Genomic DNA, 25,711 nt, shown 5'->3' with positions numbered 1-25,711 from the left:
TACAGCCCAATCGCGACGTTCGTCAGCGGGCTACCAGCAGTCCGACAAACGGAATGATCAGCAACGTACTGATGGCCATGGCCAGTACATTGCCGATGAAGCCGTGCATGTCGGCCGGTAACCGCTTGGCAATCGCGCACGCCAGCGGTGGCGCAATCAGTGCTCCCAACAGTGCACTTGAGGCGATAACCTGCCAACTGCCACCGTACGTCAGAACGGCCGCCGGCACGACTGACACCAACGGAACATAGGTGGGATACCAGCCGCGCAATATCCATTGCCGACGCCAGATCACTACCCCTAACGCCGAGGTCAACGCCTGCGCGGCGATCAGTTGGGGCAGCAAGCCCGTACCATACACCGGGCTTGTCGGGTTCAAGGTGTAAGCCAGCAAGGCGCCCGCGATCAAGCCGAGACTGGCCCATTCATTGCCGAAGAACGGCGCTTCCGAAAAATCGGCCAGCACCCGGCGTAGACTCCATACGACGCCATAGTCCGGCGTCTTGGTGATGACGGGTGCGGACACAGGGGCGGGCGGCTCCTTGAGTGGGTCGGACTTCACCAGGCTCGGCAGGTAACGGCAGAGCAGAAAAGCGCCGACGCTGGCGACCGCCATGCCCGTGACGTTGCCGATTACAGCTGGCAATCCGAGGGGATTGCAGACGTAATTGACGATCAACAAGCACATCGGCGTGACGAACACGGCGCCCATGATTGCGCCATTGATCGTGACCTTCCAGCCGCCGCCAAACATCAGCACCATCGCCGCTGGCAACGAAACAAAGGCGGCAAACGTGGGTTGCCAGCTATTGGCCGTCACCGTCCAGCCCCACAGAAGGTTGCTCAGCAACAGGCCAAGCAACGAGCTGGTGACGAGCCACGGCCATAATCCGCTGCCGTAGCAAATGGTAAAACCTTGCCAGGCTTTTCCCGTTCGATTCGCCCAGTAGGCCAAATAAGCGCCTGCAAGCAGCCCGATCGAAGCGAACTCATGTTTGTAGAACGCCACCTCGCTGATGTCTCCCAAAACCCAACGCAGCCAGGCGCTCGGCTCCGGGAGGCTCGATACCATGTGACTGTAGTCTGGCCAATGGGCTGACCAGGATGCCCGGTAGGTGAATGAAAGCCAGATGATCAACAGTGCCGTGCCGAGCATCAGCCAGATGATCGCCGTATCCAGCGGTGACCTGGCGGCAAGCCGGTTTTGCGGTTTTTCGTTTGCAGTTTCCATCACTCATCCCCCCTATCAGCGCGGCAGACAAGGGTGCTGGGTGTAACCGAGCATTTGATCGTAGAGATCGGCTCGACGATCTCGATGCAAATCGTTCAAGTTGTTCCAGATCGGCGCGCTGCGCGAGCTGGTCAGGTCGATGTCGGCAAACAGGATCTCCTGCTTGTCCGCTGAAGCCACCTGGCCAATCGGCCAACCGTTGGTGCCCGCGATCAGCGAACAACCCAGGTAACGTGCACCTCGCTCTTCGCCGATCCGGCTCGCCGCCGCAATAAACACATTGTTGACGTGAGCCGCCGTCATCGTCAGGTACGACGCCATGCACTTGCCGGCGTCATCGAACAGGGGCGGCGGGGTCCAGACCCAGTTGTTCAGACTGCAAATAATGTCGGCGCCTTGCTGGCTCAAAATGCGCGGGACTTCCGGGAACCAGATATCCCAGCAGATCAACAACCCTATGCGACCGATGGGGGTGTCGAAAACCGGGAAGCCTAGATCGCCCGGCGTGAACCACAATTTTTCCAGATTCCATAAATGTGCTTTTCGGTACTTGCCGATGAAGCCGTCAGGCCCGACAAGAACGCCGGTGTTGAACAGCTGCATGCCGTCGCGCTCCGTCAAACCGGCGACCAGATAAACCTTGTGTTGGCGGGCAAAGTCCATCCAACTCTGCACGCTCGGCCCGCTGGGAACGGCCTCCGAATGCTCGAACGCATCCTGCCGGGTTTCGAAGAAGTAACCTGTGCTTGAAAGCTCGGGCAGGACGATGAGATTCGCACCGTCATTTGCCGCTTCCAACGCTAATTCCAGGCTGTTGCGCAGATTTGTTTCGCGATTTTGTATGCCGACTTGTGGATCGAATTGCACGACTGCTACACGAACAGGGCTTGTTGGATCGCTCATTGTCGATGACCTCTTTTTTATTGTTATTCACGCTGTTTAATTGCGTGTTTATGAGAGTCGAATCGGCGAGAGCGCGTAAGTCAGCTAATTCCGTTTAGGGTGTAGTCCGTATCCCAAGATGATTGCGCGAGGCGCTTGACAGGAGGGTCGCCAAAGTAAAGCCAATGCACGTCGTGCATGGCTCCAGGGCAAGGAAGTTGATCAGGTCCTGACGTTATAGTGCGGATAGTCGCTCATGGAAAAACCGCCATGGAAGGCTGCCCCGGTTTTGTTGCAGATATGAATGACCGCATCGACGGCGCCCCGAAAGCACGGCTCGGTCCAGCCAGCATCGACTGAAAACGACTCCCCGGAAAAATACAGACCTGAAACATGCGCGAAATCCCGGTTGTACTTCATCAGGCTGACGGCGTCGTAGTAAGTGCCGGGTCGGTATAACTTTGCACAACCCAGCGCATTTTTATCGGTGATCCAACGTTGGACCACGGCTTGATCCAAGCCAATGTAGGGAGTGATTTTCTCCTGGATATTGGCGGAATGCATAAGGATCCGGTCCAGCTCTTTGGCACACTTGTTCACCAGTTCCTTGTCGGTGAAAGAGGCCAGTTTGGTGGCGTCATCCTCCCATGTGTAACTTAAAAGGATGCAGTCGTAACTGTAGTTATCGTTGTAGCGGTAGGTGTAGACGTCGTGAATGAAGCTGTCAGTGATGATGACTTGCGGGATTTTGCTGTTTTTCGAAAGGAAGGATTTTTTTAACGGTGCGAAGACTTTGCAACTGGTTTCCCAGTGCGCGGTTTTATAGGCATTGATCGTCTCGAACGGCAGCATCTGTGGTGTGAAGTTTTCAAGCTTGATGCGAGTTTCGATCAGCCAGGAGGGAAGGGTCATGATGACCGAATCAAAGTCATCGTAGTGCTCCTGGATTTGCTCGGGTTGGCTATGTTTCGAGTTGTAGTAGACGCGTGTTTTCTGGTTCGTCAGTTTTTTAAGTTTTGTAACGGATGAGTCCATGAGCAATCCGTTGTTTCTTTCCTGGCAGTGTTCGTAGAAGGACTTTCCGGTTTCGTCGGTTTTCATGAACAGCAGGCATTCGTCCAGCGCTGCGAGTCCGATGTAGCGTGGCCTGTCGAAACTCTGCCCGCTTGAGTCAAAAACGGCTTCGTTGTGCAGGCAGGGTGAATCCAGCGGATCGCCCGTTGAGTCGACCCGACCATGGATCAATTGCAATTGGCTGCTGAATCCAAAAATGGCAGTGCGCAGGGGATAAAGGGAGCAGACATCGTAAAAGGCCCCCCAGCTACCGTCGCCGATGCCTATGGCATAGAAGATCGCGGACTCCTGCGCGGACATTCCCATTCCGCCAAAGTCCCCCGGTGAGCGTTCATCCCAAGCTTGCAGGGCGGGCATGCTGACCAGGTCGCGAAACGAAACGCTCTCGTATTTTTCGACGATAGCGGCCCACATGGCTTCCCATTCCTGACGGGCGTAAACCTCTGCGACGTGCCGGGTCATGCGATCGGCAAAGGCCTTCCACTTTGCATAAACCTTTTGCAGTTCTTCACCGGGAGGTGGTGTCTGCCCATCTTCATTTTTCCAGATCAACATCTGCGGAGCCGGTCCGTCGCCCATGCTGCCCTCTCGTAGATAGATCCCGGTCGAAGTGACCCATTGGCTTCCGGGATTGGCAAAATCTGAGAACGCCAGGTCGAACGCCTTGGCGTAGTAAGCCATCAGCGACCGGCCCTCTGTCGGTGACTCGTCCGCCCGGTTGAAGAAGGGCATGCGCATGGCCCCCATTTCAAACGGTGTATGACTCATCGCCGAGCTCGGGCTTCCAGGGACAGTCAGGTGCCTGCCGCCTATGCGTCTGGATTGTTCTATGAGGGTGATATGGGTGAACCCGCAACGATAAAGTTCTCTGGCGGCAGTCAGTCCGGTGACGCCGGCGCCAATAATGCAAATTTTATGTTGTGGGTCAGTTGCCTTGGCGATGCCGTTTTCCTGTTCAACCAATGCTCGATAGTCGAAGCACAAATCTGGCGGGTTGGGGAAACGGGCCTTCCACTTGTTTTCCGCCGAGCGTTTTGGGCGAGCGGCATCCTTCGTGGCACAGGAGGGGTAGTTGTAGCTTGATCCGATAGTCACTGTTGATCGTCCCTGATGGTGTTTTCAGGGACGATGTTGAGGTTCTGAACGCGCAGCGTATAGGAGACAAGCAAGGCTCGCAGATACTCTTTATTCGTTTTTTAGCGTGGGAAAAGATCAGCAGGGCTCCGGCTAAGGATCCCTGCGGTATTGGGCTACGCCGCTTGCTGAAACTGCTGCCGATACTGGTTCGGCGACAATTCGGTGTGCTGGCGAAACAACCGCGCGAAGAAGCTCGCATCGTCGTAACCGACTTCATAGCTGATGGTCTTGATGCTCTTGCGGCTGCCGGACAGCAAGCCCTTGGCCGTCTCGATACGCAGTCGTTGCAGGTAATGCAGCGGCTTGTCGCCGGTGGCGGTCTGGAAGCGCCGCATGAAATTGCGGATGCTCATGCCGTGTTCGCGAGCCACGTCTTCGAAGCGGAATTTGTCGGCGAAGTGTTCTTCGAGCCAGTGCTGGATCTGCAGGATGATCACGTCCTGGTGCAGCTTCTGGCCGCCGAAACCGATGCGTCCCGGCGAGTAGCTGCGCTGCACTTCATAGAGAATGTCCCGCGCCACGGCTTGGGACACGTTGGCGCCGCAAAAGCGTTCGATCAGGTAGATGTAAAGGTCGCAGGCCGAGGTGGTGCCGCCAGCGCAATACAGGTTATCGGCGTCGGTCAGGTGCTTGTCCTGATTGAGCTGAACCCGTGGGAAGCGTTCGGCAAACGCATTGAAGAAGCGCCAGTAAGTGGTCGCTTCCTTGCCATCGAGCAGCCCGGCCTCGGCCAGCCAGAACACCCCGGTGGCTTCGCCGCAGAGCACGGCGCCGCGAGCATGTTGCTGGCGCAACCAAGGCAGGACCTGTGGATAACGTTGGCAAAGGGTGTCGAAATCGTCCCAGAAGGCTGGAAGGACAATGATGTCGGCGTTTTCCAGGCCGCCGTCCACCGGCATGATCACGTCACTGAAGCTGTTCACCGGTTTGCCGTCGGGGCTGACCAGGCGGGTTTCGAACGCCGGCGTCAGGCCGTGGCCCAGTTGTTTGCCGTAACGCAGGCTGGCCAGGTGGAAGAAATCCTTGGCTTGCATGAGGGTGGAGGCGAAAACCCGGTCGATAGCCAGGATGCTGACGCGCCGCAAAGGCGTGGAGACTTGGTTAGACATAATTCAACTTTATTCTTATAGGGGAAAGTGGTCACCAGACGGCTGGATCGTCTTATTTTTTGTCGGATGTGTCCAGTGTCCTGTATCGGATACAAGGCTAGTCTCTGAAGGTCAATTCCGGCTAACAACAACGACAGGTGCCGCATGATCCCCAGAACATTGTTCAGTTCCGAGCACGAACTTTTTCGCGACAGCGTGCGAACGTTCCTCGAAAAAGAGGCCGTGCCGTTCCATGGACAATGGGAAAAACAAGGCTATATCGACCGTAAACTCTGGAACAAGGCAGGGGAGGCGGGAATGTTGTGCTCGCATCTGCCGGAAGAATACGGCGGGCTGGGGGCGGACTTTCTCTACAGCGCGGTGGTCATCGAAGAGATAGGTCGTCTCGGTCTGACCGGTATCGGTTTTTCCCTGCATTCGGACATCGTCGCGCCATACATCCTGCATTACGGCAGTGAAGCGCTGAAACAAAAATACCTGCCGAAGCTGGTGTCCGGAGAGATGGTCACCGCGATTGCCATGACCGAACCGGGTGCCGGTTCCGACCTGCAAGGGGTGAAAACTACCGCCGTGCTGGAGGGTGATGAGTACGTGATCAACGGTTCGAAGACCTTCATCACCAACGGCTTTCTGGCTGACCTGGTGATTGTCGTGGCGAAGACCGATCCGAAGGCCGGCGCCAAGGGCACCAGTCTGTTTCTGGTGGAAGCGAACACGCCTGGCTTCGCCAAGGGCAAGCGCCTGGAAAAAGTCGGCATGAAAGCCCAGGACACGTCGGAGCTGTTCTTCCAGGACGTGCGTGTGCCGAAGGAAAACCTGCTGGGTCAGGCCGGGATGGGGTTCGCCTACCTGATGCAGGAGTTGCCGCAGGAGCGTCTCACCGTTGCCATTGGCGGGCTGGCTTCGGCTGAAGCTGCGCTGCAATGGACGCTCGACTACACCCGTGAACGCAAGGCCTTCGGCAAGGCGATCGCTGACTTCCAGAACACCCGCTTCAAACTGGCCGAGATGGCAACCGAGATTCAGATCGGTCGGGTCTTTGTCGATCGTTGTCTGGAGCTGCACCTGCAAGGCAAGCTCGACGTGCCGACAGCGGCGATGGCCAAGTATTGGGGCACAGACTTGCAATGCAAGGTGCTCGACGAGTGCGTGCAGTTGCATGGCGGTTACGGGTTCATGTGGGAATACCCGATCGCCCGGGCGTGGGCGGATGCGCGGGTGCAGCGGATCTATGCCGGCACCAACGAAATCATGAAGGAGATTATTGCGCGGTCGCTGTAACACGATCGTTCCCACGCTCTGCGTGGGAATGCCGCCAGGGACGCTCCGCGTTCCGCTTCCGGTGACGCAGAGCGTCACGGCATGCATTCCCACGCAGAGCGTGGGAACGATCAGTGCGGGTTACGGTGCAGGATTCGGCTGATCCTGGTGAATCGCCTCAATCCCCTCTAGCACTTCATCGGACAGCTTCAAGTCGAAGCTGGCAATGTTGCTGTCCAATTGCTCCATTGTCGTGGCGCCAATGATGTTGCTGGTCACAAACGGCTGCTGAGTGACAAACGCCAACGCCATTTGCGCCGGGTCCAGGCCGTGTTCACGCGCCAGTGCGACATAACGGCTGCACGCTGCTTCCGACTGCGGGTTGAAATAGCGGCTGAAGCGGCTGTAGAGGCTCAGGCGACCTTTAGGTGGACGCGCGCCACCTTCGTACTTGCCCGACAGGAAGCCGAACGCCAGCGGCGAATAGGCGAGCAGGCCGCACTGTTCGCGGATGGCGATTTCCGCCAGACCGACTTCGAAGCTGCGATTGAGCAGGTTGTACGGGTTCTGGATCGACACCGCGCGTGGCCAGCCACGGGCTTCTGCCAGGGCGAGGAAGCGCATGGTGCCCCACGGCGTCTCGTTGGACAGGCCGATGTGGCGGATTTTGCCGGCCTTGACCTGTTCGTCCAGCGCTTCGAGGGTGTCCTCCAGTGGCGTGAGGTTGGCTTCGATCTTGTGTTTGTAGCCGAGCTGACCGAAGAAATTGGTGCTGCGCTCCGGCCAGTGCAGCTGGTAGAGGTCGATGTAATCGGTCTGCAAGCGCTTGAGGCTGGCGTCCACGGCTTCGGTGATGTGCTGGCGGTTGTGCCGCAGGTTTTTGTCGCGAATGTAGTCGATGGTGTTGCCGGGGCCGGCGATCTTGCTCGCCAGGATCCAGTCGGCCCGATCGCCGCGACTTTTGAAGTAATTGCCGATGTAGCGTTCGGTGGTGGCGTAGGTTTCGGCTTTGGGTGGCACCGGGTACATCTCGGCGGTATCGATGAAATTGATCCCGGCGCTCTTGGCCCGTTCAATCTGGGCGAAGGCTTCAGCCTCGCTGTTTTGCTCGCCCCAGGTCATGGTGCCGAGGCAGATTGCACTCACGTTCAGATTGGTTCGGCCTAGCTGGCGATAGTCCATCGGGTGCTCCCTTGGCAAAACAATCATAAAAGCAGGTTGAATTATTTTTCGCAATCTGCATAATTGCGCACCTCTTTCTGCAGTGGAAGTGATGCGCCGCCGCCGAAGAATCTTGCCGTTGAACGGACGCGCCGACCCGAGCCCCCGAAAGCGTCTGTATCCGGCTGCCTTTGACTTGTCAAAGTACGCACTATTCAGTAAGATCCGCCGTCTAATTTACAGGGCGGCCCCTGAGGCTATAAAGAATGAAAACTTTTACTGCTAAACCGGAAACAGTACAGCGCGACTGGTTTGTCGTCGACGCTGCAGGTCAGACCCTGGGTCGTCTGGCCACCGAAATCGCGAGCCGTCTGCGTGGCAAGCATAAAGCTGAGTACACGCCTCACGTTGACACCGGCGATTACATCGTCGTTATCAATGCCGAGCAGATTCGTGTAACCGGTGCTAAAACCACCGACAAAATCTACTACTCCCACTCCGGTTTTCCGGGCGGCATCAAGTCGATCAACTTCGAAAAGCTGATCGCTAAAGCCCCTGAGCGCGTGATCGAGACCGCGGTCAAAGGCATGCTGCCTAAGAACCCGCTGGGTCGCGACATGTATCGTAAGCTGAAAGTCTATGCGGGCGCTGTACACCCTCATACTGCTCAGCAGCCCCAAGAACTGAAGTTTTAACGGAATAGTTCATTATGTCGGCGACTCAAAATTACGGCACTGGCCGTCGCAAGACCGCAACCGCACGCGTTTTCCTGCGTCCGGGCACTGGTAACATCTCCATCAACAACCGCACCCTGGAAAATTTCTTCGGCCGCGAAACTGCCCGCATGGTAGTTCGTCAGCCGCTGGAACTGACTGAGACTGTCGAGAAATTCGACATCTACGTCACCGTGATCGGTGGTGGTGTAAGTGGTCAAGCTGGCGCAATCCGCCACGGTATCACTCGCGCACTGATGCAGTACGACGAAACCCTGCGTGGCGCTCTGCGCAAAGCTGGCTTCGTTACTCGCGATGCTCGTGAAGTTGAACGTAAGAAAGTTGGTCTGCGTAAAGCGCGTAAGCGTCCGCAGTACTCGAAGCGTTAATTCGCTTTCGCGTTCAAAAAGAACGCCCAGTTTCCTCGCGAAGCTGGGCGTTTTTTTATGGGCGCGATTTACCAGGGAATTGCTCTGTGACAACTTGCCACAGCCGTAGAAGCCCTATACTGCAAGGCTTGGCAGTGGAGCCCCTCGGTAATTACCTTGTCAGAATTGGGGCTTTTCATTACCATTCGGCAAAATTTTTATAAGTTCAGATTTTTACTTAGTAGACGCCTGATTTAACAGGCCACAAAGCTGATGGGAGAGGACTGAATGAGCAATGACGGCGTGAATGCAGGCCGGCGTCGCTTCTTGGTAGCAGCCACATCCGTGGTGGGTGCTGCAGGAGCGGTGGGGGCTGCGGTCCCGTTCGTGGGGTCATGGTTTCCCAGTGCCAAGGCGAAAGCCGCAGGTGCACCGGTGAAGGTGAATGTCAGCAAAATCGAGCCAGGCCAGCAGATGATTGCTGAGTGGCGCGGTCAGCCGGTGTTCATTGTCCGCCGTACCGAGGAAATCCTGGGGAATCTGAAAAAGATCGAGGGCCAGCTATCTGACCCGACCTCCAAGAACTCGACACAACCGACGTATGTCGACCCGGAAACGCGTTCGATCAAGCCAGAGGTTCTGCTGCTGATCGGTATCTGCACACACCTGGGTTGCTCGCCGACCTTCCGTCCAGAAGTGGCGCCTGCGGATCTGGGCAAGGACTGGGTAGGTGGTTATTTCTGCCCTTGCCACGGTTCCCACTACGATCTGGCTGGTCGCGTCTACAAGTCGCAACCTGCGCCTTTGAACCTGCCAGTTCCCCCGCATTCCTATGAGACCGATGACGTCATTGTCATTGGCGTCGATACGGAGAAAGCGTGATGAGCAAGTTCATGGATTGGGTTGATGCGCGCTTTCCCGCGACCAAAATGTGGGAAGACCATCTCAGCAAGTACTACGCCCCGAAGAACTTCAACTTCTTCTATTTCTTTGGCTCCCTTGCACTGCTCGTTCTGGTCAACCAGATCGTTACCGGTGTCTGGCTGACCATGAGCTACACCCCGTCGGCGGAAGAGGCGTTTGCTTCCGTCGAATACATCATGCGCGACGTCGAGTACGGCTCGATCCTGCGTATGTTGCACGCGGTCGGCGCTTCGATGTTCTTCATCGTGGTTTATCTGCACATGTTCCGTGGCTTGCTCTACGGTTCGTACCAGAAGCCGCGTGAGCTGGTGTGGGTCTTCGGCATGCTGATCTATCTGGCGCTGATGGCTGAAGCCTTCATGGGTTACCTGCTGCCGTGGGGCCAGATGTCCTACTGGGGTGCCCAGGTGATCATCTCGCTGTTTGGGGCAATCCCGCTCATCGGCGACGACCTGACTCAGTGGATTCGTGGTGACTACCTGATTTCGGGTATTACCCTGAACCGCTTCTTCGCCCTGCACGTAGTCGCCTTGCCGATCGTGATTCTCGGTCTGGTGGTGCTGCACGTCCTGGCGCTGCACGAAGTCGGTTCGAACAACCCGGACGGCGTGGACATCAAGAAACACAAAGACGAAAACGGCGTACCGCTGGACGGCATTGCCTTCCATCCGTACTACACCGTGAAAGATATCGTCGGCGTGGTGGTGTTCCTGTTCATCTTCTGCTCGATCGTGTTCTTCTTTCCGGAAATGGGCGGCTACTTCCTCGAGAAGCCGAACTTTGAAGTGGCGAACGCCTTCAAGACGCCAGAGCACATCGCTCCGGTCTGGTACTTCACGCCGTTCTACGCGATTTTGCGGGCGGTTCCGGACAAGCTTCTGGGCGTTATCGCCATGGGGGCGGCCATCGCGGTGCTGTTCGTCCTGCCATGGCTGGACCGAAGCCCGGTCAAGTCGATGCGCTACAAAGGCTGGCTGAGCAAAATCTGGCTGGTGGTGTTCTGCGTTTCGTTCGTGATCCTCGGCATTCTGGGTGTTCTGGCCCCGACGCCAGGTCGTACGTTGCTGTCGCAGGTGTGCACGTTCCTGTACTTCGCCTACTTCATTCTGATGCCGTTCTACACCAGGCTCGAGAAGACCAAACCGGTTCCGGAAAGGGTGACTGGCTGATGAAAAAGCTATTTGCTGTACTGATTCTTGCTGCTATGCCTGTGTTCTCGTTCGCGTCGACAGCGGGTGCTCCTGAGCTGGAAAAGGTCGACATCGACGTTTCCGACAAGGCTGCAATGCAGGATGGCGCACGTACTTTTGCCAACTACTGCATGGGCTGTCACAGCGCCAAGTTCCAGCGTTACGAGCGTGTCGCTGATGATCTGGGCATTCCGCACGACCTGATGCTCTCGAATCTGGTGTTCACCGGCGCCAAGATCGGCGATCACATGAGCATCGGCATGCAACCGGCTGACGCCAAAACCTGGTTCGGTGCGGCACCGCCCGACCTGACCCTGGTCGCCCGCGTTCGCGGCACTGACTGGCTCTACGGTTACCTGAAGTCCTTCTACGAAGACCCGTCGCGTCCTTGGGGCGTGAACAACAAGGTGTTCCCGAACGTCGGGATGCCTAACGTTCTGGTCGGCCTGCAGGGGCGTCAGGTGGTAGGCTGTAAACAAGTTCAAATCGTCGAAGACGGCAAGAAGCAATACGATCCGCTGACCGGTACGGCTTTGACTCATGAAGCCTGCGACCAGCTGACCATACTGCCGAAAACCGGCACGCTGAACGAAGAGCAGTTCGACGAGAAGGTCAAGAATCTGGTGACCTTCCTGGCCTACTCGGCCAACCCGGTGAAGCTGCAGCATCAGCGCATCGGTACCTATGTGTTGCTGTACCTGGCGTTCTTCTTCGTATTCGCTTACTTGCTCAAGCGTGAATACTGGAAAGACGTCCATTGATAAAGCTGTAAGCAATTGCTGTTAATCGCGCGCGCCCAAGGGCGTCTCTGAAGGTGTAACGAGCCTGGTGAACCAGGCGTTACGGGAGGCGCCCTCTGGGCGCGCGCGTTTTTCCGCTTCCGATAATTTCAACAAGCGAGGAGGACCGCCATGGGCGTGACCAATCGGTTGGCCTGTTACTCCGACCCCGCCGACCACTATTCCCACCGAGTACGTATCGTACTTGCAGAGAAGGGTGTCAGCGCCGAGATCATTTACGTGGAAGCTGGTCGCCAGCCGCCTAAACTGATTGAAGTGAACCCTTACGGCAGCCTGCCTACCCTGGTCGATCGCGACCTGGCGTTGTGGGAGTCGACCGTGGTGATGGAATATCTGGATGAGCGTTACCCGCACCCGCCGTTACTGCCGGTTTATCCTGTGGCGCGTGCCAACAGCCGTCTGCTGATTCATCGTATTCAGCGTGACTGGTGTGGTCTGGTGGATCTGATCCTGGATTCGAAGACCAAGGAAGCAGCCCGTGTTGTGGCTCGTAAAGAGCTGCGCGAAAGCCTGACCGGCGTATCGCCGTTGTTTGCCGACAAGCCGTTTTTCCTCAGTGAGGAACAAAGTCTGGTGGATTGCTGCCTATTACCAATACTCTGGCGATTGCCGATTTTGGGTATAGAACTGCCGCGGCCTGCCAAGCCGCTGCTTGATTACATGGAGCGCTCGTTTGCGCGTGAGGCTTTCCAGGCGAGTCTGTCTGGTGTCGAACGCGATATGCGCTAAGGCTTAAGGAGCCGCTATGAACTCCAGTCGACCTTATCTGGTCCGCGCGCTCTACGAGTGGATTGTGGACAACGATTGCACCCCGCACATGCTGGTCAATTCTGAGTATCCGTCGGTGCAGGTGCCTCAGGGTTTTGCCAGTGACGGACAGATTGTCTTGAACGTATCGCCGGCAGCCGTGCGTCATCTGCACATGGACAACGAAGCGGTCAGCTTCGAGGGGCGCTTCGGTGGCGTGCCGCACACCCTGTACGTGCCTATCGCATCGATCCTGGGCATTTACGCTCGGGAGAACGGTCAGGGCATGGTGTTCGATCTTGAATCGCCTGGGGAAGACGAGGAAGAGATCGAGCCGGAGGACGATATTCCGCCACCCGACAGCGAGCCGCCGCGTCCCAGCGGTCGACCCAGTTTGAAAGTGGTGAAGTAATAAAAAAGGCGATCCGGATGGATCGCCTTTTTTGTGCCTGCGGTTTGCGTGTCAGTCGATGTATTCAAACAGCTTCACGATCTTCTGCACGCCGGAAACGCCTTGCACCAGGTTGGTGGCCTGAGCCGCCTCCTGCTTGGTCAGCAGGCCCAGCAGGTAGACGATGCCGTTCTCGGTGACGACCTTGATGCGCGAACCCGGGATGTTCGGGTCAGTGAGCATTTGGGTCTTGATCTTGGAAGTCAGCCAGGTGTCGTTCTGGCGGGCAAGGAAGCCGGAGGGTGGCAGGACCTGCAGTTCGTTATGGACCGTCTTCACGCGCTGAACAGCCGCAGCGGCTTGTTCGGCCTTGGCCTTGAGGTCTGCGCGCGGGGTTTGCCCGGCGAGCAGTACGACACCGTTGAAGCTGGTGACAACGATGTGCGAGTCGTTGTCCAGGGCTGGATCGGCCTTGGCGATGTTCACGCCGACCTTGGTGTCGATCAGCGAGTCGTCGATCTTGCTGCCGAAGGTGCGGGTGCCGCGGTCATCTTCAATCGGCGCTTCACGGCTGGCGTTAACCACCGAGGTGCAGCCGCTGATACCGAGGCACAGGGTCAAGGCCAGAAGGCCTAGGCGATTAGGGGTCATTCTTCACTCCCGAACAGTTGGCTGTCGATCAAATCGCAAAGGCAATGGATCGCCAGCAGGTGGACTTCCTGAATACGTGCAGTGACGTTGGCCGGTACGCGAATCTCGACGTCCTCGGGCAATAGCAGCGACGCCATGCCGCCGCCGTCGCGCCCCGTCAATGCTACGACAATCATTTCGCGATCATGTGCGGCCTGGATCGCTTGAATAATGTTCGCCGAGTTGCCGCTGGTGGAAATCGCCAGCAATACGTCACCCGGCTGGCCGAGGGCACGGATCTGTTTGGAGAAAATTTCGTTGTAGCTGTAGTCGTTGGCAATCGAGGTGATCGTCGAGCTGTCGGTGGTCAATGCGATGGCTGGCAGGCTCGGACGTTCGCGCTCGAAGCGATTGAGCAACTCGGACGAGAAGTGCTGGGCGTCACCGGCGGAACCGCCGTTGCCGCAGGACAGCATTTTGCCTTCGTTGAGCAGGGCGTTGACCATCACCTGGCTGGCTTGCTCGATGTGCGGTGCAAGTACGTCCATCGCCATTTGCTTGGTGTCGATACTGGCCTGAAAAAGCTGGCGAATTCGGGATTGCATGTCCATCTGTGTGACCTTAATTAGCGCGGCTACTCGGCACATGAATGTGCAGCCCGCAAAGCAAAGAGCAAAAGTGTTGGGTGAAAGTATCCGGTTCGGGACGCACGCGATCAGCTGTCGAAGGCATTCTGCAACCAGTTCAGCTGATCAAGGTTGCTGTCGATGGCAACCACGTCGAAACGGCAAGGGGAATTGGCCCAACGCGACTCGCGCTGAAGAAAATACTGCGCGGCAAATATCAGTTTCTGCCGTTTGCGCTCATCGATGCTATCAAGCGCGCCACCCCATTGAGTGTTTTTTCTGTAGCGGACTTCGACGAATACTACTGTATCGCCATCAAGCATGACCAGATCAAGCTCGCCGCGTTTACACAACCAGTTCTGCGCCAGCAGGCACAGACCCTGTTGTTGAAGATGCTCGAGCGCATGACGCTCGGCATCTTTACCGCTTTGCTGGCGTGACCTGTCGGGCATCAGCGCGAGGTGTCCGGCAGGCGTTGAACCTGACCGTTCACGAACTGTGCCCACGGCAACTGACGCACGACACGTTGGTTCTGAGTCATGCCCAGGCTGCCTGATTGACCTTCGATGCGGCTGTCGGGCAAGGCCTTGAGTTGCCCCAGGCGTGGTGCCAGGCTATAGGCGTCGACACCCATCGCGTACAGGCGGCCCAGGCTGCCAGCAGCTTGCGGCCATTGAGCCGTCACTTGTTTGCGCAATGGATCGTTGGCCTCCAGCAACCATGGGGTTTCGCAGAAGCGAATGCCGTTCATGTCGTTGTACTGATTCACATCACCGCTGGCGCTGAACACGTGGGAGGTGGCGTAAACCGGCACGTCACCGGCGTACTGGAAGTTCAGGGTCGGCTTGATCTGCTGGGCTTGCTGAGGCGTTGCGGCCAGGAAGATGAACTCGATGTCCTGGCGACGCGAAGGCTGTGCGGCTACCTGCGAGCCAACGGTGCTTTGCAGGCTCTTGGCACGACCTTCGCTCTGACGCAGCTGGAACATGTCGGCAATCTGCTGGGCCAGTTGAACCGGTTGGTCGACCCGTTCGGTAGCGACGATGCTGCCACCGTTGGCCTGCCAATCCTGGCTGAACGCTCTCAACACGCGATCGCCCCATTCGCCTTTTGGCACCATGATGGCTGCGCGATGCAGGCCATCGGCGCGAGCACGACGCGACACTTCGCGAGCTTCGTCTTCAGCAGCAAGACCAAACTGGAACAGCTGGGCCGGACCTTGTTCGCCTTCGCTGTAATTCAGCGCCAGGGTGGTGATCGGCAGTTGTGGGCGAGCGCTGAGCTGTTTGACCAGCGGCTTCTCCAGCGGGCCGACGACCAGTTGCACGCCATTGGCCTGCGCCTTGCGATAAAACTCATCCATGGACGTCAGGCGCGAGCTGTCATAGAACTCGATGGCTGGCGGCTTCTGCCCGGCTTGTTGCGCCTGGTAGTGAGCGGCCATGAAGCCTTCGCGCAGTGCTTTGCCGACCGACGCCAGCGGGCCGTCTTGTGGCAGCAGCAGGGCGATTTTGCCCAGGGGCTGGCTGGCCAGCTCCTTGAGCTTGGTCAGTGGCAACGGCAATTGAATGGCGGCCGGGTGCTTTGGATTCTGCGCGCGCCAGTTGTCGATCGCGGCTTGCTGCTGTTCCAGGGTGCCGGCAGTTTTCACCGCCAGTGCCAGGCCCATCCAGCCGCCGAGGTCGTCGGTGGAGGTTGGCTGCAATTGATCGGTTGGCAACGAAGCGATCAGGGTCCAGATCGCTTCGTGGTTTTTGCTGGCCGCTTCACCTTCGAGCATTGGCGCAATAAAGATGCGCTCCCGTGCGGCGGCCAGGGTCTGGCCATCGGCTTCAAGGGCGCGTGCATGAACGGTGCCGGTGCGAACCTGTTGCTCGACCGGCAGTTCGCTCAGGCGTTGCAGGCTTGGATGACTCAAGGCCGTCAGCGCCGCTTTGGGCTGATTGCGAACCATGGCCAGTTCAGCCGCCAGGGTGCTGGCGAAAACCTGTTGGCCAGGCTTGAGTTGTTCGACGGGGACTTGTTGCAGGATTTGCGCGGACTGGCCGGCATTCCCCTGACGATAAGCCAGGTCAGCCGCGCTCAGGCGCAACAGGGCGGCTTTTTCCGGGTCTTTGCTTTGGGCGGCCTGTGCGAGCAATTGCTCGATACTGGCATCCGGGGTCCGTGGAAGTTCGCCAAGGCTGGAGGAGGGCGAGCTGGCGCAAGCCGCCAGCAAGGCAGCGAGGCAGAGGGCAGTGAGCAGCCGCAGGCAAGCGATCATGTAAGTGTTCCTGATACTCGATCAAATTAGCGTGGAATTGTACCCAAGCACTGGCCGGGGCGCGATGTTACTGGTGTGAATCGATCAATTTAGCTCGTGCAAATGTTGCGGCACTGCAAAAAAGGCTGCAAAGCCGAGGGCTGCTTGCGCGTATCGCGAGCGTCACGACGCGCTACAATGGCGGCTTTTACCGATCATGAGGTGTGCGCTTTGACTGCTCCAGGTGCTTTGAATTCCGCTGCTGGCTCGCTTTATGTGGTGGCGACGCCCATCGGCAACCTGGACGATATCAGTGCGCGTGCGCTGAAGATCCTGCGCGAGGTCGCCCTGATCGCCGCCGAAGATACCCGCCACTCCCAGCGATTGATGCAGCATTTCGGCATTCCTACACCGCTGGCGGCCTGCCATGAACACAATGAACGGGATGAAGGTAGCCGCTTTATCGCCCGCTTGCTCGCCGGCGACGATGTGGCGCTGATTTCCGATGCCGGCACGCCGTTGATTTCCGATCCGGGTTATCACCTCGTGCGTCAGGCCCGTGCTGCGGGAATTAATGTTGTGCCGGTTCCGGGCGCCTGCGCTCTGATCGCGGCGTTGTCGGCGGCGGGGCTGCCGTCGGACCGTTTCATCTTCGAAGGCTTCCTGCCGGCCAAGGCTGTCGGTCGGCGCGCTCGTCTGGAGTTGGTAAAGGAAGAACCGCGCACGCTGATCTTCTATGAAGCCCCGCACCGGATCCTTGAGTGCCTGCAAGACATGGAGCTGGTATTCGGCGGCGAACGTCCAGCGTTGCTGGCGCGCGAGCTGACCAAGACTTTCGAAACCCTTAAAGGCTTGCCGCTGGCCGAATTACGCGAGTTCGTCGAGTCAGACAGCAATCAGCAGCGCGGCGAGTGCGTGGTGTTGGTGGCGGGTTGGTCTGCCCCCGAGACCGAGGACGCCGTCAGCAGTGAAGCGATGCGCATTCTGAATCTGTTGCTTGAAGAAATGCCGCTCAAGCGTGCCGCAGCCTTGGCGGCGCAAATTACCGGGGAGCGCAAAAATGTTCTCTACCAGGTTGCGCTGGACAAACAGAAGGGCGAGTAAAACCCGACGTGTAGAAGGGGTTCAAGGCGTTTAGCACTTGTTCTTCAGACGCTCTGCCGTTAACCTTTGCGGCGGAGAGTCGATCGGACAGTCGCTGCCCTCTATGAAAATTAGGGGGGGGAGGAAAGTCCGGGCTCCATAGGGCGAAGTGCCAGGTAATGCCTGGGAGGCGTGAGCCTACGGAAAGTGCCACAGAAAATAACCGCCTAAGCGCTTCGGCGCCGGTAAGGGTGAAAAGGTGCGGTAAGAGCGCACCGCACGTCTGGCAACAGTTCGTGGCTAGGTAAACCCCACTTGGAGCAAGACCAAATAGGGTCCCAAGGCGTGGCCCGCGCTGGGACCGGGTAGGTTGCTAAAGATGTCCAGTGATGGCCATCGTAGACGAATGACTGTTCAAGACAGAACCCGGCTTACAGATCGACTCTCCACCTTTTTCTCTCCTCTGCTTAAATCATTGAGCAGGGCGCTGGTGATGGCAATTCCCTTCCTTACACAATCGTCGGCAGAAGCACTTTCGTAATACCAAAAAAATCTTACTCTTAATAAATTACTTTAACTTTCGAACGCAGCCATCAGTGCTGGTTCAAGTTATTGAGCCGAAAGACACGTCTGATTCTCCTTGCCCCTCCTAATACGCTCCTAAATCTCAGTTCTGTAAGGCTTTTCCTTTAATCCGCGCCTTGACGGTGCAGTGGCCGCATTCCTATAGTGTGCACAAGTGGCGGAAAGTGGCATGAAGTGGGTTTTTTGAACTCAAAACGCTAATATTTGGAGAAACGCTGACGTGTTTCGCGGAGCTAACGCTATCAGTCTCGACGCAAAGGGCCGTCTCGCTATGCCGAGCCGGTACCGTGACGAACTCGTTTCGCGTAGTTCCGGTCAGTTAATCGTCACAATCGATGCCGTTGATCCGTGTTTGTGTGTTTACCCCCTCGATGAGTGGGAAATTATTGAAACCAAACTGCGCGCACTGCCTTCGCTTCGCGAAGAGAACCGCCGCCTGCAACGTTTACTGATTGGTAATGCCGTCGACCTCGAGCTCGATGGCAGTGGTCGTTTTCTGGTTCCGCCGCGTCTTCGTGAATATGCCAAGTTGGATAAGCGCGCGATGTTGGTAGGCCAACTGAACAAGTTCCAATTGTGGGACGAGGATGCCTGGGATGCGGTTTCTGCCGCTGACCTGGCTGCCATTCAACAACCGGGCGCCATGCCTGATGAACTGCGTGATTTGATCCTGTGACTATTGATAGCGGCTTTAACCACATCACCGTACTGCTTGACGAAGCCGTGGAGGCTCTCGCCGTACGTCCTGATGGCTGCTATCTGGACGGTACGTTCGGGCGTGGCGGACACAGCAGGTTGATCTTGAGCCAGCTCGGTCCCGATGGACGGGTACTCGGATTCGATAAAGATCCTCAAGCGATTGCCACCGGGCAAACGCTAGCGGCCGAAGACGGCCGCTTTGTCGTTGTACAGCGCAGCTTTGCCGAGCTCGGTTCGGAAGTCGCCGAACGGGGTCTGGCCGGCAAGGTCAGCGGCGTTTTGCTCGACCTCGGCGTGTCTTCGCCGCAGCTCGACGACCCTGAGCGCGGCTTCAGTTTCCTCAATGATGGCCCGCTGGACATGCGCATGGATCCGTCCCGCGGGATCAGCGCTGCCGAATTCGTCAACACCGCCCCGGTGGAAGAAATCGCCCGGGTGTTCAAGCAATACGGCGAAGAACGTTTCTCCGGCCGGATGGCCCGTGCCGTGGCCGAGCGTCGCGACATCAAGCCGTTCGAGCGCACTGCCGATCTGGCTGAAGTCCTGAAAGTGGCCAACCCGGCGTGGGAAAAGGGCAAGAACCCGGCGACCCGTGCGTTCCAGGGCTTGCGGATTCACGTCAACAACGAACTGGGCGATCTGGAAGCTGGCCTCGAAGCCGCACTGGAATGCCTTGAAGTCGGCGGCCGTCTGGTCGTCATCAGCTTCCACTCGCTGGAAGACCGCATCGTCAAACTGTTCATGCGCAAACTGGTGAAAGGCGAAGCCGACAACCTGCCGCGCAACCTGCCGGTACGTCACGTCGCCTTCGAACCGATCATCAAAATCCATGGCAAAGCGCAGTCCGCCTCCGAGGCCGAACTCAAAGCCAACCCACGTTCCCGTAGCGCCGTCATGCGCGTCGCCGAGAAGCTGCGGTGAGCAAGCTTTTCGCCAAGCCACTTCCCGGCGGAAGCTTTTTCATGCTGCTGCTGTTTATTGGCGTGCTCGTGTCGGCCATCGGTGTTTCCTACAGCGCCCACTGGAACCGTCAGCTGTTGAATTTGCTGTACAACGAATTGAGCGTGCGTGACAAGGCGCAAGCGGAGTGGGGCCGTTTGATTCTCGAACAGAGCACCTGGACCGCCCACAGCCGTATCGAAGTCCTGGCGACCGAGCAACTGAAGATGCGTATTCCTGGCGCAGCTGAAGTGCAGATGGTGGCGCCATGATGAAACTCGAGGGCGCACTCTTTCCGTGGCGATTCCGCTTGGTGCTGGGTTTGCTTGGCGTTATGGTCGCGGCGATTGCCTGGCGCATTATCGACCTGCAAGTGGTTGACCGTGCCTTCCTTAAAGGTCAGGGCGATGCGCGCAGCGTTCGTCATATTCCGATTCCGGCTCACCGTGGTCTGATCACTGACCGTAACGGCGAGCCTTTGGCCGTCAGTACGCCGGTCACCACGCTGTGGGCCAACGCCAAGGAAATGCAGCTGGCCAAAGAGAAGTGGCCTGCACTGGCGGCCGCTCTGGGCCAGGACCCTAAAGCCCTGGCCGAGCGTCTCGAAGCCCAAGCCAATAAAGAATTCATCTACCTGGTGCGCGGGCTGACCCCCGAGCAGGGGCAGTCTGTGCTCGACCTGAAAGTGCCGGGCGTTTACGGCATCGAAGAATTCCGCCGTTTCTACCCGGCCGGTGAAGTCACCGCCCATATGGTCGGCTTCACCGACATCGATGATCACGGTCGAGAAGGTGTCGAGCTGGCTTATGACGAATGGCTGGCCGGTGTCCCCGGCAAGCGGCAGGTCATCAAGGACCGGCGCGGTCGACTTATCAAAGATGTTCAGGTGACCAAAAACGCCAAGGCCGGCAAGCCCTTGGCGTTGTCCATTGATCTGCGTCTGCAATATTTGGCCAACCGCGAACTGCGTAACGCGATCATCGAGAACGGCGCCAAGGCTGGCAGCCTGGTGATCATGGACGTGAAGACCGGCGAGATCCTCGCCATGGTTAACCAGCCGACCTACAACCCAAACAACCGTCGCAACCTGCAACCGGCGATGATGCGCAACCGCGCGATGATCGACGTGTTCGAACCGGGTTCGACCATGAAAGCGATCTCCATGAGCGCTGCGATTGAAACCGGTCGCTGGAAACCGACCGACACCGTCGAGGTTTACCCAGGCACGCTCCAAATCGGCAAATACACCATTCGCGACGTCTCCAAGACTGAAGGCCCGGTGCTCGACCTGACCGGCATTCTGATCAATTCCAGTAACGTCGGCATGAGTAAGGTCGCGTTTGATATCGGCGGCGAAACCATTTTCCGCCTGGCGCAGAAAGTCGGCCTTGGCCAGGACACCGGCCTGGGTTTCCCAGGCGAGCGCGTGGGCAACCTCCCTAACTACCGCGAATGGCGTAAGGCTGAAACCGCCACGCTGTCCTACGGTTACGGCATTTCCGTGACCGCGATCCAATTGGTCCACGCTTTCTCCGCGTTGGCGAACAACGGTCGCCTCGCGCCCCTGACCCTGATCAAAACCGACAAGGCGCCGCAAACCACGCAAGTGCTACCGGAAACGGTGGCGAAAACCATGCAGACCATGCTGCAGCAAGTGATCGAAGCGCCGCGCGGTGTGTTCCGTGCGCAGGTGCCGGCGTATCACGTGGGCGGCAAGTCGGGTACCGCGCGTAAAACGTCGGTCGGTACCAAAGGCTACGCCGAGAATTCCTACCGTTCGCTGTTCGCCGGCTTCGGCCCGATGAGCGATCCGCGCTACGCCATCGTGGTGGTGATCGATGAACCGACCAAGGCCGGTTACTACGGTGGTCTGGTATCGGCGCCGGTGTTCAGCAAAGTGATGTCCGGGACGCTGCGCCTGATGAACGTCACCCCGGACAATCTGCCACCTACTCAACAAGCGAACGCAGTACCGGTCGTTCCGCTGAAAGCCAATGGAGGGCGCGGCTGATGTCTCTGAGCCTGAACAAGATTTTCGCCCACGCGGGCCGCGATCTGTTGATCCGCGAACTGACCCTGGACAGCCGCAACGTGCGGGCTGGCGACCTGTTTCTCGCCGTCCCTGGCGGCAAGTTCGACGGTCGTGCGCACATTGCCGACGCCCTGCAACGCGGCGCTGCCGCTGTGGCGTATGAGGTCGAAGGTGCGACCGTGTTGCCGATTACCGATGTGCCGTTGATTCCGGTCAAAGGCCTGGCGGCGCAGTTGTCCGACATCGCCGGACGCTTTTATGGCGACCCTAGTCGTCACCTGAACCTGATCGGCGTGACCGGCACCAACGGCAAAACCAGCGTGACTCAGTTGGTTGCCCAGGCGCTCGACCTGCTCGGTCAGCACTGCGGCATCGTCGGCACGTTGGGTACCGGTTTTTACGGCGCGCTCGAAAGCGGCTTGCACACCACGCCGAACCCGATCGCCGTGCAAGCGACCCTTGCTGACCTGAAAAAGGCCGGCGCCAAAGCGGTTGCCATGGAAGTCTCGTCTCATGGTCTGGACCAGGGCCGCGTGACCGCACTGGCGTTCGATGTGGCGGTGATGACCAACCTGTCCCGTGATCACCTGGATTACCACGGCACCATGCAAGCCTACGGCGAAGCCAAGGCCAAGCTGTTTGCCTGGAATGATTTGAAATGCCGGGTGGTCAATCTCGACGACGATTTCGGCCGGCAACTGGCTGCGGATAAACGCGAATCGCGCTTGATCACCTACAGCCTGGAAGATGCCAGTGCTTACCTTTATTGCCGTGAAGCGCAATTCGGCGACGAAGGTGTACGCGCCACGTTGGTTACGCCGCAGGGCGAGCATCATTTGCGCAGCACCTTGCTCGGTCGTTTCAACCTGAGCAACGTGCTGGCCGCGGTCGGCGCCTTGCTCGGTCTGGACTACGCGCTGGACGAAATCCTCAAGGTCCTGCCAAAACTTGAAGGCCCGGCCGGACGCATGCAGCGCCTCGGCGGTGGCAATCAGCCGCTGGTCGTGGTCGATTACGCCCACACCCCGGATGCGTTGGAAAAAGTCCTGATGGCCCTGCGTCCTCACGCCAAGGGCCGTTTGCTGTGCCTGTTCGGTTGCGGCGGAGATCGCGATCGCGGCAAGCGTCCGCTGATGGCCGAAGTGGTCGAGCGTCTGGCTGACGGCGTGCTGGTGACCGATGACAACCCGCGAACCGAAGACCCGGCAGTGATCTTCGACGACATCCGCGCCGGTTTCAAGGCTGTGGATAAAGTCACTTTCGTCGCTGGCCGTGGCCAGGCGATTGCCCAATTGATCGCCAGCGCTTCGGCGGATGACGTGATTGTCCTGGCCGGTAAAGGTCACGAGGACTATCAGGAAATCAACGGCCAGCGTCACGAATTCTCCGACCTGGTCGAAGCGGATCACGCCCTCACCGCGTGGGAGGTGGCTCATGCTTAAAGCCTTGAAACTGAGCGAACTGACCGGCGCGCTGAATGCCCGCTTGATCGCTGCCGATGCCAGCTTCGACGGTGTCAGCATCGACAGCCGTGCGATCAAACCCGGCCAACTCTTCATTGCCCTGACCGGTCCGCGTTTCGATGGTCATGACTATCTCAATGACGTTGCCGCAAAAGGCGCCGTAGCGGCGCTGGTCGAGCGCGAAGTCGCCGACAGCGCACTCCCGCAATTGCTGGTCAAAGACACCCGCCAGGCCCTCGGCCAACTGGGCGCGATGAACCGTGCTGCTTATACCAACCCGGTCGCGGCCATCACTGGCTCCAGCGGTAAAACCACGGTCAAGGAAATGCTCGCAAGCATCCTGCGCACCCGTGGTCCGGTGCTGGCGACCCGCGGCAACCTGAACAATGATCTCGGCGTTCCGCTGACCCTGCTTGAACTCGCGCCGGAACATACCGCTGCGGTGATCGAACTGGGTGCTTCGCGGCTCGGCGAAATTGCCTACACCGTCGGCATGACCAAACCTCATGTGGCCGTGCTCAACAACGCCGGGACCGCCCACGTCGGTGAGTTCGGCGGGCCGGAAAAAATCGTTGAAGCCAAGGGCGAGATTATTGAAGGGCTGGATGCCGATGGCGTCGCCGTTCTCAATCTTGACGACAAGGCGTTCGGCATCTGGAAGACCCGCGCTGCCGGTCGCAAAGTGCTGACCTTCGCCCTGAGCAATGTCAGCGCCGATTTCTATGCCAGCGATCTGGACCGTGACGCTCGCGGTTGCCCGGCGTTCAATCTGCACAGTCCTGAAGGTATGGAACGCGTCCAACTGAACCTGCTCGGCACCCATAACGTTGCCAATGCCATGGCCGCCGCAGCCGCTGCCCATGCGCTGGGCGTGTCGCTGTCCGGCATCGCCAGCGGTCTCGGCGCGGTGCAACCGGTCAAGGGGCGCACCGTCGCGCAACTGGCCACCCATGGCATGCGCGTGATCGATGACACGTACAACGCGAACCCCACCTCTATGTGCGCCGCCGTTGATATACTCGCCGGCTTTTCCGGTCGCACCGTTCTGGTGCTCGGAGATATCGGCGAGCTGGGCGATTGGGCGGAGCAGGGACATCGCGATGTGGGCGAGTACGCCCGCGGCAAGGTTTCCGCGCTTTACGCCGTCGGGCCAATGATGGCTCACGCGGTGAACGCTTTCGGTCCGCAGGCTTTTCACTTCGCCACTCAGGCTGAGCTGATCAAGGCCCTGGGCGCCGAGCAAGACACAAACACCACCATTTTGATCAAGGGCTCGCGCAGCGCTGCGATGGAAAACATCGTCGCCGCTTTGTGCGGGACCAGCCTGGAGAAACATTAATGCTGCTGCTGCTAGCGGAGTATCTGCAACAGTTCTACAAAGGCTTCGCGGTCTTTCAGTACCTGACCCTGCGCGGGATTCTCGGTGTGCTGACCGCGTTGGTTTTGTCGCTGTGCTTTGGCCCGTGGATGATCCGCACTTTGCAGAACCGTCAGATCGGTCAATCCGTTCGCAACGACGGTCCACAATCGCACTTGTCCAAGTCGGGCACCCCGACCATGGGCGGCGCACTGATTCTTTCGTCCATCGGCGTCAGCACGTTGCTTTGGGCTGACCTGTCCAATCGTTACGTGTGGACCGTGCTGCTGGTGACCCTGTTGTTCGGCGCCATCGGCTGGGTCGACGATTACCGCAAAGTGATCGAGAAGAACTCCCGTGGCTTGCCGAGCCGCTGGAAGTATTTCTGGCAATCGGTGTTCGGCCTGGGCGCGGCAATCTTCCTTTACATGACCGCAGCGACACCGGTGGAAACCACCCTGATCCTGCCGATGCTCAAGGACCACAGCATTGCGCTGGGCGCAGGTTTCATCGTCCTGACGTACTTCGTGATCGTCGGCTCGAGCAACGCGGTCAACCTGACCGACGGCCTCGACGGTCTGGCGATCATGCCCACCGTCATGGTCGGCGGCGGGTTGGGGATCTTCTGCTACCTGTCGGGTAACGTGAAATTCGCTGAATACCTGTTGATCCCGTATGTGCCGGGCGCAGGCGAGTTGATTGTGTTCTGCGGCGCGTTGATCGGCGCGGGCCTCGGGTTCCTCTGGTTCAACACGTATCCGGCTCAGGTGTTCATGGGCGACGTCGGCGCACTGGCACTGGGCGCGGCCCTGGGCACCATCGCGGTGATCGTCCGTCAGGAAATCGTCCTGTTCATCATGGGCGGCGTGTTCGTGATGGAGACCCTGTCAGTCGTCATCCAGGTTGCTTCCTTCAAGCTCACCGGTCGCCGTGTGTTCCGCATGGCACCGATTCACCACCACTTTGAACTCAAGGGCTGGCCCGAGCCACGTGTGATCGTCCGATTCTGGATCATCACCGTGATTCTCGTGTTGGTTGGCCTTGCCACCCTGAAGCTGAGGTAGAACG

At 58.3% G+C, this 25,711-nt stretch carries 25 protein-coding genes and 1 other RNA gene; 17 read left to right on the top strand and 9 right to left on the bottom strand.

The genetic code is table 11. The features are described from left to right. Positions 1-22: 22 nt before the first annotated feature. The 4 genes from ACYZT3_RS24445 to ACYZT3_RS24430 all read right to left on the bottom strand — a co-directional run bounded on the left by ACYZT3_RS24445 (position 23) and on the right by ACYZT3_RS24430 (position 5,334). On the bottom strand, positions 23-1,231 hold the full coding sequence (locus tag ACYZT3_RS24445) for a hypothetical protein (RefSeq protein ID WP_462030925.1): 1,209 nt from the start codon (positions 1,229-1,231) through the stop codon (positions 23-25). A gap of 15 nt (positions 1,232-1,246) precedes the next feature. Next, positions 1,247-2,134 carry a nitrilase family protein gene (locus ACYZT3_RS24440; protein ID WP_462030924.1) on the bottom strand — a complete coding sequence of 296 codons (888 nt, stop codon included), beginning with the start codon at positions 2,132-2,134 and terminating at the stop codon, positions 1,247-1,249. Between the two features lie 201 nt (positions 2,135-2,335). Next, a complete protein-coding gene (locus ACYZT3_RS24435) occupies positions 2,336-4,282 on the bottom strand; it encodes a flavin monoamine oxidase family protein (RefSeq protein ID WP_462030923.1) in 1,947 nt (648 codons plus the stop codon). 155 nt (positions 4,283-4,437) lie between these two features. Then, positions 4,438-5,334: a GlxA family transcriptional regulator gene (locus tag ACYZT3_RS24430; protein ID WP_461971142.1), complete on the bottom strand. Its 897-nt coding sequence runs from the start codon at positions 5,332-5,334 to the stop codon at positions 4,438-4,440. 243 nt (positions 5,335-5,577) lie between these two features. Here ACYZT3_RS24430 and ACYZT3_RS24425 point away from each other — a divergent pair, with 243 nt between their 5' ends. Next, positions 5,578-6,714 (top strand): acyl-CoA dehydrogenase family protein, encoded by a 1,137-nt coding sequence (locus tag ACYZT3_RS24425; RefSeq protein WP_462030922.1) that lies wholly within the window; start codon positions 5,578-5,580, stop codon positions 6,712-6,714. A gap of 120 nt (positions 6,715-6,834) precedes the next feature. Here the strand turns inward: ACYZT3_RS24425 and ACYZT3_RS24420 are convergent, their stop codons facing one another. Beyond that, a complete protein-coding gene (locus ACYZT3_RS24420; protein WP_462030921.1) occupies positions 6,835-7,875 on the bottom strand; it encodes an NADP(H)-dependent aldo-keto reductase in 1,041 nt (346 codons plus the stop codon). A gap of 245 nt (positions 7,876-8,120) precedes the next feature. Here ACYZT3_RS24420 and rplM point away from each other — a divergent pair, with 245 nt between their 5' ends. From rplM to ACYZT3_RS24385, 7 genes are all read left to right on the top strand, one after another. Beyond that, positions 8,121-8,549 carry a 50S ribosomal protein L13 gene (gene rplM, locus ACYZT3_RS24415; protein WP_007905295.1) on the top strand — a complete coding sequence of 143 codons (429 nt, stop codon included), beginning with the start codon at positions 8,121-8,123 and terminating at the stop codon, positions 8,547-8,549. Positions 8,550-8,563: 14 nt separating this feature from the next. Beyond that, positions 8,564-8,956 (top strand): 30S ribosomal protein S9, encoded by a 393-nt coding sequence (gene rpsI, locus ACYZT3_RS24410; RefSeq protein ID WP_003216038.1) that lies wholly within the window; start codon positions 8,564-8,566, stop codon positions 8,954-8,956. A 267-nt stretch (positions 8,957-9,223) separates the two neighbouring features. Beyond that, the gene (petA, locus tag ACYZT3_RS24405) at positions 9,224-9,817 is read left to right on the top strand and encodes a ubiquinol-cytochrome c reductase iron-sulfur subunit (protein WP_038981621.1); all 594 of its coding nucleotides are present in this window, start codon (positions 9,224-9,226) and stop codon (positions 9,815-9,817) included. Then, positions 9,817-11,028, top strand: a complete 1,212-nt coding sequence (locus ACYZT3_RS24400; protein ID WP_064675962.1) for a cytochrome b — start codon at positions 9,817-9,819, stop codon at positions 11,026-11,028. The genes petA and ACYZT3_RS24400 overlap by 1 nt, the downstream gene beginning before the upstream one ends. Continuing rightward, complete coding sequence (locus tag ACYZT3_RS24395; protein WP_462030920.1) at positions 11,028-11,810, top strand: cytochrome c1; 783 nt, start codon at positions 11,028-11,030, stop codon at positions 11,808-11,810. Before ACYZT3_RS24400 ends, ACYZT3_RS24395 begins: the two co-directional genes overlap by 1 nt. A gap of 150 nt (positions 11,811-11,960) precedes the next feature. Then, the gene (locus tag ACYZT3_RS24390; protein WP_027922678.1) at positions 11,961-12,578 is read left to right on the top strand and encodes a glutathione S-transferase N-terminal domain-containing protein; all 618 of its coding nucleotides are present in this window, start codon (positions 11,961-11,963) and stop codon (positions 12,576-12,578) included. Between the two features lie 16 nt (positions 12,579-12,594). Then, positions 12,595-13,008, top strand: a complete 414-nt coding sequence (locus ACYZT3_RS24385; protein ID WP_282378988.1) for a ClpXP protease specificity-enhancing factor — start codon at positions 12,595-12,597, stop codon at positions 13,006-13,008. A gap of 51 nt (positions 13,009-13,059) precedes the next feature. Here the strand turns inward: ACYZT3_RS24385 and ACYZT3_RS24380 are convergent, their stop codons facing one another. From ACYZT3_RS24380 to ACYZT3_RS24365, 4 genes are all read right to left on the bottom strand, one after another. Then, positions 13,060-13,638: a BON domain-containing protein gene (locus ACYZT3_RS24380; RefSeq protein ID WP_008147477.1), complete on the bottom strand. Its 579-nt coding sequence runs from the start codon at positions 13,636-13,638 to the stop codon at positions 13,060-13,062. Then, positions 13,635-14,228 carry a phosphoheptose isomerase gene (locus ACYZT3_RS24375; protein ID WP_008025961.1) on the bottom strand — a complete coding sequence of 198 codons (594 nt, stop codon included), beginning with the start codon at positions 14,226-14,228 and terminating at the stop codon, positions 13,635-13,637. The genes ACYZT3_RS24380 and ACYZT3_RS24375 overlap by 4 nt, the downstream gene beginning before the upstream one ends. 104 nt (positions 14,229-14,332) lie before the next feature. Further along, the gene (locus ACYZT3_RS24370) at positions 14,333-14,695 is read right to left on the bottom strand and encodes a YraN family protein (RefSeq protein WP_282378994.1); all 363 of its coding nucleotides are present in this window, start codon (positions 14,693-14,695) and stop codon (positions 14,333-14,335) included. Further along, on the bottom strand, positions 14,695-16,506 hold the full coding sequence (locus ACYZT3_RS24365; protein ID WP_282378996.1) for a penicillin-binding protein activator: 1,812 nt from the start codon (positions 16,504-16,506) through the stop codon (positions 14,695-14,697). The genes ACYZT3_RS24370 and ACYZT3_RS24365 overlap by 1 nt, the downstream gene beginning before the upstream one ends. 177 nt (positions 16,507-16,683) lie before the next feature. Here ACYZT3_RS24365 and rsmI point away from each other — a divergent pair, with 177 nt between their 5' ends. The 9 genes from rsmI (at position 16,684) to mraY (ending at position 25,707) form a co-directional block, all read left to right on the top strand. Beyond that, positions 16,684-17,589, top strand: a complete 906-nt coding sequence (rsmI, locus tag ACYZT3_RS24360; RefSeq protein WP_282378997.1) for a 16S rRNA (cytidine(1402)-2'-O)-methyltransferase — start codon at positions 16,684-16,686, stop codon at positions 17,587-17,589. Positions 17,590-17,664: 75 nt separating this feature from the next. After that, positions 17,665-18,018: RNase P RNA component class A (rnpB, locus tag ACYZT3_RS24355), an RNA gene on the top strand. Between the two features lie 355 nt (positions 18,019-18,373). Continuing rightward, the gene (gene mraZ, locus ACYZT3_RS24350) at positions 18,374-18,829 is read left to right on the top strand and encodes a division/cell wall cluster transcriptional repressor MraZ (RefSeq protein ID WP_008147486.1); all 456 of its coding nucleotides are present in this window, start codon (positions 18,374-18,376) and stop codon (positions 18,827-18,829) included. Further along, positions 18,826-19,773, top strand: a complete 948-nt coding sequence (gene rsmH / locus ACYZT3_RS24345) for a 16S rRNA (cytosine(1402)-N(4))-methyltransferase RsmH (RefSeq protein WP_008147489.1) — start codon at positions 18,826-18,828, stop codon at positions 19,771-19,773. The genes mraZ and rsmH overlap by 4 nt, the downstream gene beginning before the upstream one ends. Beyond that, positions 19,770-20,063, top strand: a complete 294-nt coding sequence (gene ftsL, locus ACYZT3_RS24340; RefSeq protein ID WP_462030919.1) for a cell division protein FtsL — start codon at positions 19,770-19,772, stop codon at positions 20,061-20,063. Before rsmH ends, ftsL begins: the two co-directional genes overlap by 4 nt. Continuing rightward, a complete protein-coding gene (locus ACYZT3_RS24335; protein ID WP_282379075.1) occupies positions 20,063-21,802 on the top strand; it encodes a peptidoglycan D,D-transpeptidase FtsI family protein in 1,740 nt (579 codons plus the stop codon). The genes ftsL and ACYZT3_RS24335 overlap by 1 nt, the downstream gene beginning before the upstream one ends. After that, positions 21,802-23,265 (top strand): UDP-N-acetylmuramoyl-L-alanyl-D-glutamate--2,6-diaminopimelate ligase, encoded by a 1,464-nt coding sequence (locus tag ACYZT3_RS24330; RefSeq protein ID WP_282379001.1) that lies wholly within the window; start codon positions 21,802-21,804, stop codon positions 23,263-23,265. Before ACYZT3_RS24335 ends, ACYZT3_RS24330 begins: the two co-directional genes overlap by 1 nt. Beyond that, a complete protein-coding gene (locus ACYZT3_RS24325; protein WP_282379003.1) occupies positions 23,258-24,625 on the top strand; it encodes a UDP-N-acetylmuramoyl-tripeptide--D-alanyl-D-alanine ligase in 1,368 nt (455 codons plus the stop codon). Before ACYZT3_RS24330 ends, ACYZT3_RS24325 begins: the two co-directional genes overlap by 8 nt. Then, positions 24,625-25,707, top strand: coding sequence for a phospho-N-acetylmuramoyl-pentapeptide-transferase (gene mraY / locus ACYZT3_RS24320; protein ID WP_282379005.1), 1,083 nt, complete (start codon positions 24,625-24,627; stop codon positions 25,705-25,707). The genes ACYZT3_RS24325 and mraY overlap by 1 nt, the downstream gene beginning before the upstream one ends. The last annotated feature ends 4 nt before the right edge of the window (positions 25,708-25,711 follow it).

It is taken from the genome of Pseudomonas sp. MDT1-16 (assembly GCF_054898115.1).
This window is presented reverse-complemented; position numbering and strand designations above follow the sequence as displayed.